6 protein-coding genes and 1 rRNA gene (1 of these 7 running past the window's edge) are annotated in these 8,191 nt (G+C 56.3%); 2 read left to right on the top strand and 5 right to left on the bottom strand.

Translation table 11 applies throughout. The features are described from left to right. Window positions 1-149 (bottom strand): 16S ribosomal RNA (locus EYQ49_05685); its annotated part reaches 396 nt to the left of the window's first position; the annotation flags it as partial. Window positions 150-646: 497 nt separating this feature from the next. Further along, window positions 647-1,936 carry a tyrosine--tRNA ligase gene (locus EYQ49_05680; protein HIG25367.1) on the bottom strand — a complete coding sequence of 430 codons (1,290 nt, stop codon included), beginning with the start codon at window positions 1,934-1,936 and terminating at the stop codon, window positions 647-649. Window positions 1,937-1,945: 9 nt separating this feature from the next. Between EYQ49_05680 and EYQ49_05675 the strand changes: the two genes are divergently transcribed. Both EYQ49_05675 and EYQ49_05670 read left to right on the top strand, forming a co-directional pair. Then, window positions 1,946-4,480, top strand: a complete 2,535-nt coding sequence (locus EYQ49_05675) for a PASTA domain-containing protein (GenBank protein ID HIG25366.1) — start codon at window positions 1,946-1,948, stop codon at window positions 4,478-4,480. After that, window positions 4,477-4,998 carry a hypothetical protein gene (locus tag EYQ49_05670; GenBank protein HIG25365.1) on the top strand — a complete coding sequence of 174 codons (522 nt, stop codon included), beginning with the start codon at window positions 4,477-4,479 and terminating at the stop codon, window positions 4,996-4,998. Before EYQ49_05675 ends, EYQ49_05670 begins: the two co-directional genes overlap by 4 nt. Here the strand turns inward: EYQ49_05670 and EYQ49_05665 are convergent. Genes EYQ49_05665 through EYQ49_05655 form a run of 3 tightly spaced genes read right to left on the bottom strand, consistent with a single transcriptional unit; the run spans window position 4,995 to window position 8,169 of the window. Further along, window positions 4,995-5,558, bottom strand: a complete 564-nt coding sequence (locus tag EYQ49_05665) for an NUDIX domain-containing protein (GenBank protein ID HIG25364.1) — start codon at window positions 5,556-5,558, stop codon at window positions 4,995-4,997. The two genes, EYQ49_05670 and EYQ49_05665, sit on opposite strands and share 4 nt — an antisense overlap. Beyond that, a complete protein-coding gene (gene argH / locus EYQ49_05660) occupies window positions 5,555-6,937 on the bottom strand; it encodes an argininosuccinate lyase (protein HIG25363.1) in 1,383 nt (460 codons plus the stop codon). The genes EYQ49_05665 and argH overlap by 4 nt, the downstream gene beginning before the upstream one ends. Beyond that, the gene (locus tag EYQ49_05655; protein HIG25362.1) at window positions 6,934-8,169 is read right to left on the bottom strand and encodes an argininosuccinate synthase; all 1,236 of its coding nucleotides are present in this window, start codon (window positions 8,167-8,169) and stop codon (window positions 6,934-6,936) included. The genes argH and EYQ49_05655 overlap by 4 nt, the downstream gene beginning before the upstream one ends. Window positions 8,170-8,191: the final 22 nt, after the last annotated feature.

Below are 8,191 nucleotides of genomic sequence, written 5' to 3'. Positions count from 1 at the left end.
CGGGTTATTCCAGTCTTCGGGGCAGGTTTCTCACGTGTTACTCACCCGTTCGCCACTCACTCATATGACCCGAAGGTCGAGTGCGTTCGACTTGCATGTGTTAGGCCCGCCGCCAGCGTTCGTCCTGAGCCAGGATCAAACTCTCCATCAAAATCTCAAATGGCTATCACCGAAGTGACAACCACCATCGAATCATGGTGTAACCGCCTTTCGGCGGTTTATTACACGAGTTTTTCAGTCAATGAAAACACCAATTCTCATTGACTAGGCTTCAGGACAAGAGCAGTTAACCGAAGTTAATTACTGCTGTCCGTCAGTGCTTGAATTGAATTTAGGGTCTGTCCAGCGACAACTCGCATCGTCGATGGACAGCCCGCACTGGCTATATTTCGTCCTCTGTTCCGTTTTCAAAGAGCACACGATGACCGAAAGTCATCAGGCACACAAAACTCAATGAGCTTTGGTGGTGCCGTGTTTGCCGGACCGATTCGATCCTCATGGGATCCGCCGGTGGGCAACGCACTACGCTCGGCTAACTAAGCCGATTGGCTTTCGTCATCCGTGCGCCCCGCAACGCTAGCGGTACCTCCCCCGACTTCAACGCGCGAAACACACATTTCTTTCAAATTTCTTAGATTTCTTTTCGTCAATCAACCAGCAACAAATGGCGCGATCGGCGACCCTTTTGCAACAGCACAAATCGGCCGCCTACCAAGTGGTCAGCAGACAACGCCAGAGCGTCTTTTTCTTGCCGTTGCCCGTTCACCGATACCCCGCCGCCGGCTACCGTGCGTCGGGCATCTCCTCGTGAACTACACAGTCCGCTTTGCACCAAAGCGTCAATAAGCGACTCTGCGCCAGCGAGATCTTTTTGCTGCACCGTGGTCTCGGGCACAATCCCCCGTAGCGCTTCGAGCACTTCAGCGGTCGGCGGTTCTTGGCCGAACAAGCCGCGAGCCGCTAAGGCGGCACGAGCGGTTTCTTCGGCACCGTGAACCAGCGTGCAGATCTCGTCAGCGAGGCGTCTTTGGGCCAGACGGTCTGCGGGCTGCTCTTCATGTTCGGTCATCAAAGCCGCTACTTCTTTAACCGGCACCAAGGTCAACTGCAACAAGAAGCGTTCGGCGTCTCCGTCGTCGACGTTAAGAAAGTACTGGTGCAATTCGTAAGGCAAGGTGCGTTTTGGGTCAAGCCAAACTGCTCCATCGGCGGTCTTGCCAAACTTGGCCCCATCAGAACGTGTCACCAACGGCACGGTCAATCCGTGGGCCGAAACTGCTGAGCGTCGGCGAATCAAATCGATGCCGGCGGTAATGTTGCCCCATTGGTCTGAGCCTCCTACTTGGAGTTCGCAGCCGTAACGCTGGTTGAGTTCGTAGAAGTCGTTGGCTTGCAACAACATGTAGCTGAATTCGGTGAAGGACAACCCTTGTTCGCCGTCCAGACGGCTCCGCACCGACTCTTTGGCCAGCATGGTGCCAACGGTGATGTGCTTACCTACTTCACGCAAAAAGTCCAGCACGCCCACGTCGGCGGTCCATTCAAGATTGTTGGCCATTACTGCGGCCTGGTCACCGGGAGTCAGGTTGTCTTCGAAACGTAAGAAGGCTTGCAACTGGCTCGCCACTGCAGCCACGTTGTGGGCCAAGGTGGGTTCGTCTAAAAGGTTGCGCTCTTCGGATCGGCCACTGGGGTCGCCCACCATGCCAGTTGCTCCACCGGCTAAAGCAATTGATCGATGGCCGGCGTCTTGAAAGCGGCGCAGCAAAAGCAACGGGACTAAGTGCCCGATATGCAAACTGTCCGAGGTCGGATCAAAACCGCAATACAAGGTAATGGGCCCTTGATTGAGTCTTTCCGCCAACGCCTCAGCGTCAGTTTGGTCGTGGATAAGTCCCCGCTGAGCGAGGTCGTTTAGAAAATCGTTGTTGCTCACCCTCCCATAATGACCGCTCGGAGACCCTTAGCCCAACCATTTAGCAAAGATCTCTTGGTTACCTTTGCTTGCTGCCGTCTTTTCGGGTGTTTTACAGGCCACAATAGAGGGGTGGCTAAACAGTTTTTTTCCGGGCGCCTTGGCGCGGTAACCGTAGTTTGCGCTTTGCTGGCCACCGCTTGTTATAGCTATGAGTCTCGGGAGTTCGAAATCACCATTCCTGAGCAATCGGAAACCTCTACTATTTTTGCCGCCGACGGCACTTTTCTTACCGCCATGGTGGCTCCCGAAAACCGTTCAGTTATTCGCGATATTGAGGTCATTCCTGAGATGGTCCGCAATGCGGTTATCGCTATTGAAGACGAACGCTTCTATGCCCACGACGGGGTTGACCTGCGGGGCATCATCCGTGCGGCGCGCACCAACCTTGAAGCAGGTGGCATTAGCCAAGGTGCTTCTACCATCACCCAGCAGTACGTCAAGTTGGCCATTATTGAAAACTCGGAACGCACGGCGAGCCGCAAGCTTGAAGAGATCTGGTTCTCTATGCGCCTCGAAGAGCAATACTCTAAAGATTTTATTTTGTTGCAGTACCTAAACACCGTTTACTTTGGTCATGGTGCTTACGGCATTGAGGCGGCTTCTCATACTTATTTCAACAAAGGGGTGGGTGACCTTACGGTAGCTGAGGCCGCCATGATCGCCGGCATTGTGCAGCGCCCCACCTACTACGACCCTTTGCGTAACTACAGCGCCAGTTTGCGCCGGAGCCACATGGTGTTAGGTCGCATGGTGGCCAACGAGTTCATCACCGAAGAGGAGTATCAAGAAGCGCTTGATGTGCCGCCGGTGCTAGAGGAATACTCCGCTCGGCTTGACACGGTCTATCCGGCTGGCCATTTCGTTGAAGAGGTTCGTCGCTGGTTCTTGGCTAATACCGATATCGCTGACACTCTCAGGCAGCGCGAGGCCTTGCTTTTTGAAGGCGGGTTGCGTATTGAAACGACCATTGATTTAGAACTCCAAGCGGCCGCCGAAGCTGCTGTAGAGGCGCACCTCCCTGATGGTTACGGTTTGCCTGATGCTTCGGTGGTGGTCATGGACCCTCAAACGGGGTTTGTGCTGGCCATGGTGGGTGGACGTGATTTCTTTGCCGAAGAAGATGATGCCAAAGTAAACCTTGCTATGGGTAACGGCCGCCAGGTGGGGTCTTCTATGAAGCCCATTGGTTTAGCGGCGGCCCTCGAAGCGGGTTGGGGCGCTACCTCGGTGTACCCGGCGCCCAACGAAATTGAATTTGATATTCCCGGCGGCGTAGGCGATGCCGCCCAGTGGCGGGTTTCCGGTGGCGCTACCGGGTACCGACTGCCTGACCCGGGGCCGGACGGTGAAATACCCGATCCAGAAATGGTCACTTTGGTGCAAGCCACTTGGGGTTCATACAACACGGTGTATGCCCAGTTAAGTATGGAAATGGGCCCACAGCGCTTGGTATCGATGGCAAAGCGCATGGGCATCCAAAGCCCAGTGGAAGAGGTTTACGCCAACATTTTGGGCACCTCTGACACCACCATGTTGGACATGGCTTCGGCGTATTCTACTTTTGCCAACCGGGGCGTTTCGCTTCCCCCGGCCTTTGTTACCCGTATTACTCGCTCCGATGGCACCACTTTGTGGGAGTGGGAACGTGAACAAACACGGGTTTTGAGCGCCTCCATCGCTGACCAAATTACTTGGATTCTCGAAGGGGTAATTGGCCATGGCACCGGCCATCGTGCTGATTTTGGCCGCCCGGCTGCCGGAAAGACCGGTACGACACAAAACTATGCTGATGCGGTGTTTGTTGGTTACACCCCACAAATCACTACCTCGGTTTGGGTGGGGTACCCCGAAGGTCAAATCCCTATGGTGCCTCCCCTTTTGGACCGCAAAGTCTTTGGCGGTACTTTCCCGGCGCTTATTTGGCATGACGTAATGGAGGTCGCTCATGCGGATCTTCCTCAAACAGATTTCACCGAACCGCCTCCCTCTCGTGCTCCCACCACTACCGAGGCGCCTGACGTGATTGTGCCCACCCCTCAGCTGGTTGGCTTAAGCCTGGAGGCCGCCACCCAATTGCTTAACGATTCAGGAACCGGTATCACCATTTTGGCTTCTTTCGAAATTGAGACCGGGGACGTTGAACCGGGCACCGTGTTGAGCCAGTCCCCCGTGGTGGGTTCCACTATGGCCGAGGGCGGGTCTATGGTACTCGAGATCGCGGTGCCGCTTCCTTTGGTAGCGGTACCAGATTTAGCGGGGATCGCTGAAGCAGCGGCACGTTCTTTAATAGAAAACGAGGGGCTGGTTTTCGTGGTGGTCGTTGCGGCCAATCCTTTTGAACCTGATGCTCCGGCCGGCATGGTGTGGGGTCAAGACCCTGCCATCGGGGTCGAAGTTGAGGTTGGTTCCTCGATCACTGTTCAAGTAACCCCAGAGCCAGAACCAGAACCAGAACCAGAACCAGAACCAGAACCAGAACCAGAACCAGAACCAGAAGAATGACTCAACCGTTAAACGAAGATGCTGCCAACCCTATTGTTCGTTTTGCCCTCTTGCTGCTCGTACTTTCTCTGGTTGTTTTCTGGTTTTGGGCCCTCCTCTTGGCCCCTTCCGGCAACCCTGATCGTCTAGAGGATCGCACTTGGGCAAGCAGCGCAGAAGCTCGTTGCGCGGCTTTTCGCGTTGAGTTGGCTGCGTTGCCGGCGGCTACTGAGGCCACCACCCCCGCCCAACGGGCGGATCAGATTGACGTGGTTTCTGTGCTACTAAGCGAAATGCTTAGCGACCTTGGCTCTTTGCCAGGCGGCACGGTTGAGGATCAAGAGATGGTTGCTTTATGGCTGAGCGACTGGCAAATACACCTTGATGACCGCTCCGGTTTTAGCGAACGGATGCGCAGCGAAGGCGATGTCGCTCCCCTGCTGACCACTACCGAAGAGGGCAGTTCTTATCTGAGCCGACAAAATGGGTTTGCCCGAGTCAACGACATGGATTCTTGTCTTGATGCTGGAGACTTTTAAAGTTCTTTAAAAAGCGTTAAGCCTCGTTGGGCCATACGCATGGTTCCGGGGTCTACACCCAGGTCACTCATTTCGGTTTGATTAACCCACCGCAAGGCTTGGGATTCGTGGTTTCCTTGAGGCACCGCACCGGGAGGCGCCAACACCAAAAAGCGCACATCATGGTGTTGATGTTGGTCTTCGCTCGGTGGGTTCACCGTGTGCACGTCAAGGTCAATAGCTGGCTCCACTACCCGCAGGCCTTCAATACCGGTTTCTTCGGTAGCTTCTCGTAAGGCCACCCGAGCTAGGTCGCCGTCACCGTCTGCGTGGCCGCCGGGCTGAAGCCAACGCTGCAATTTGGTATGAAAAAGCATAAGGATTTTTTGATTTTCTGGGTCAACCACCAGCGCTGACCCGGTGAAATGCCCCGGCCGACAGGTACGCACTAGGGCATCGGGGTGCGTTGACAAAAGCTGCAACATGGCCGTTTGTTCTGGGCCGGAGGGGCCGAGGCGCACCGTCTCCTTCGGGGCTACGCCGGTGCGGTGAGCGAGGTCGTCAACCGCCCAAATATTCACTGCGTCAAACGGGTTTGTTGCTCGGCGAGTTTTTGTGCAAACCGTTCGGCTTGTACCGCTACGGCGGCCGGCCCGGCACCACCGGGGGTGGTGCGGCGAGTAACTGCTACTCCCGGAGCCAAGAGTTCTGCAGCTTCGGCACCCAAGCAAGGGTCGGCGGTTACCAGGTCTTTGAGGCTCCCGTGGCCTGCTAAAGCATTTTGTACGTGGCCGCCAACCACGGCGTGGGCTTCTCGAAATGGCATACCTTGGGCCACTAAATATTCGGCTAAATCAACGGCGGCGGCGTACGGGCTGTCGGCTGATTCAGCCATTCGTTCGGTGTTGAAGGTCAAGGTAGCCAGCATGCCGTTGAGGGCCAACATGGTGAGCCGTACTGTGTCGCAAGCGTCAAAGAGCGGTTCTTTGTCTTCTTGGAGGTCTTTGTTGTAGGTCAGGGGCAGGCCTTTGAGGGTGGTTAATAAACCGGTGAGGTGCCCGATGAGCCGGCCTGCTTTACCTCGTGCCAGCTCGGCGATGTCGGGGTTTTTCTTTTGCGGCAGCATGGATGAACCGGTAGAGAAAGCGTCGTCTAAAGAGACGAATCCGAATTCGCTGGAGGCCCACAGAATCATTTCTTCGCCGATGCGTGAAAGGTGCACGCCCAGCAAGGAGAGGGCAAAGAGTGCTTCGGCCACGAAGTCGCGGTCAGATACTGCGTCAAGTGAGTTTTCGAATCGTGCGGCGAAGCCGAGTTCTTGGGCCACCATGTCGGGGTCGAGGGGCAGCGAAGACCCGGCGAGGGCTCCGGCTCCGAGGGGCGACACATCGGCGCTTTGACCGGCCGCTAAGAGCCGGTCTACGTCACGGGCCAGGGCCCATCCGTGCGCCAACAAATGGTGCGCCAACAGCACGGGTTGCGCTTGTTGTAGGTGGGTGTAGCCGGGCAGGTAGGCCGGGCCGGCGGTTTCGGCTTGTTGGGCCAGCACCGCTTGCAGGTCGGCTACTACCCCAGCCAGGTCGGTCATTTCTCGTTTGGCCCAAAGCCGTAGGTCGGTAGCTACCTGGTCGTTGCGGCTCCGTCCAGTGTGTAGGCGTGCCCCGGCTGCTCCGGCCAACTCGGTAACCCGACGTTCTACGGCGGTGTGAATGTCTTCGTCGTTGACGGCAAAAACGAAGGTTCCTTCAGCTATTTCAGTTTCGGTGGTGTCTAGGGCGGCCAATACCGCTGCGGTGTCGGTGTCGGTGAGCAGCCCCACATGGCCCAGCATGCGGACGTGGGCCCGTGAGCCAGCAATGTCTTGACTAAACATGCGCTGATCAAAAGGCAACGAGTCGTTGAGAGCCTGCAGTGCTTCTGCGGGGCCGCCGGCGAACCGGCCGTGCCAAAGGGTGCTCATGTGCTTTCCTCGCTTCGTGCGTTGCGCCGAGCAATGGTCCGCAACCGTAGGGCGTTGAGTTTGATGAACCCTTCGGCGTCGGCTTGGTTGTAGGCGCCGTCGTCTTCTTCGAAGGTGGCGATGGCTTCGTCGAACAAGGTGTCGTCAGATTCCCGGCCCACGATTTCTACGTTGCCTTTGTAAAGCCGTACCCGGACTCGTCCGTTTACGTTGGTTTGGCTGTGGTCAATGGCTACTTGCAGCATTTCTCGTTCGGGGCTGAACCAAAATCCGTTGTAAACAATTTCGGCGTAGCGAGGCATGAGCTCGTCTTTAAGGTGTGCCGTGCCGCCGTCCAGGGTGATGGATTCAATGGCCCGGTGGGCTTTGAGCATGATGGTGCCGCCGGGGGTTTCGTAAGCGCCCCGCGATTTCATTCCTACGTACCGGTTTTCTACGATGTCGGTGCGCCCTACCCCGTTGGCGCCGCCAATACGGTTGAGTTCGGTGAGCACGGTGGCCGGGCTCATAGCTTTGCCGTCAATAGCGACAATATCGCCTTTTTGGTAGGTGAGATCGAGGTAGGTGGCTTCGTTGGGGGCTTGTTCGGGGCTGACCGTCCAGCGCCACATTTCTGAGGCGGGCTCGTTCCATGGGTCTTCTAGGGGCCCGCCTTCGAAAGAAATATGCAACAAGTTGGCGTCCATGGAGTACGGCGACTTGGTGCCTCGTTTCATTTCTACGGGGATGCCGTGTTTTTCGGCGTAGTCCAGCAGGCTTTGCCGTGAGCCGAGGTCCCATTCTCTCCAGGGGGCAATGATGGCGATATCGGGGTTCAGGGCGTAAGCACCCAGTTCAAAACGTACTTGGTCGTTTCCTTTGCCGGTGGCTCCGTGGCTGACGGCGTCGGCGCCGGTTTCGGCGGCAATCTCCACCAGTCTTTTGGCAATCAGTGGCCGGGCTATTGAGGTGCCCAGCAAGTATTCGCCTTCGTAGAGAGCGTTGGCTCTGAACATGGGGAACACGTAGTCGGCGACGAATTCTTCTCGAAGGTCCTCGATGTAAATTTCTTTGACGCCCATGGCGACGGCTTTGGCCCGTGCTGGTTCAAGTTCTTCGCCTTGGCCGAGGTCTGCGGTAAAGGTCACTACCTCGCATTGGTAGGTCTCTTCGAGCCATTTCAAGATGATGGAGGTGTCGAGGCCCCCGGAGTAAGCCAGCACTACTTTGTTGATGTTTTCTTTGTTGTTCATAGTTTTTCTTTAGGTTGGTTGA

It is taken from the genome of Acidimicrobiia bacterium (assembly GCA_012959995.1).
Classification (GTDB): domain Bacteria; phylum Actinomycetota; class Acidimicrobiia; order Acidimicrobiales; family MedAcidi-G1; genus MedAcidi-G2B.
Note: the sequence above shows the minus strand (reverse complement) of the source record. Positions and strands in the feature narration are given on the sequence as shown.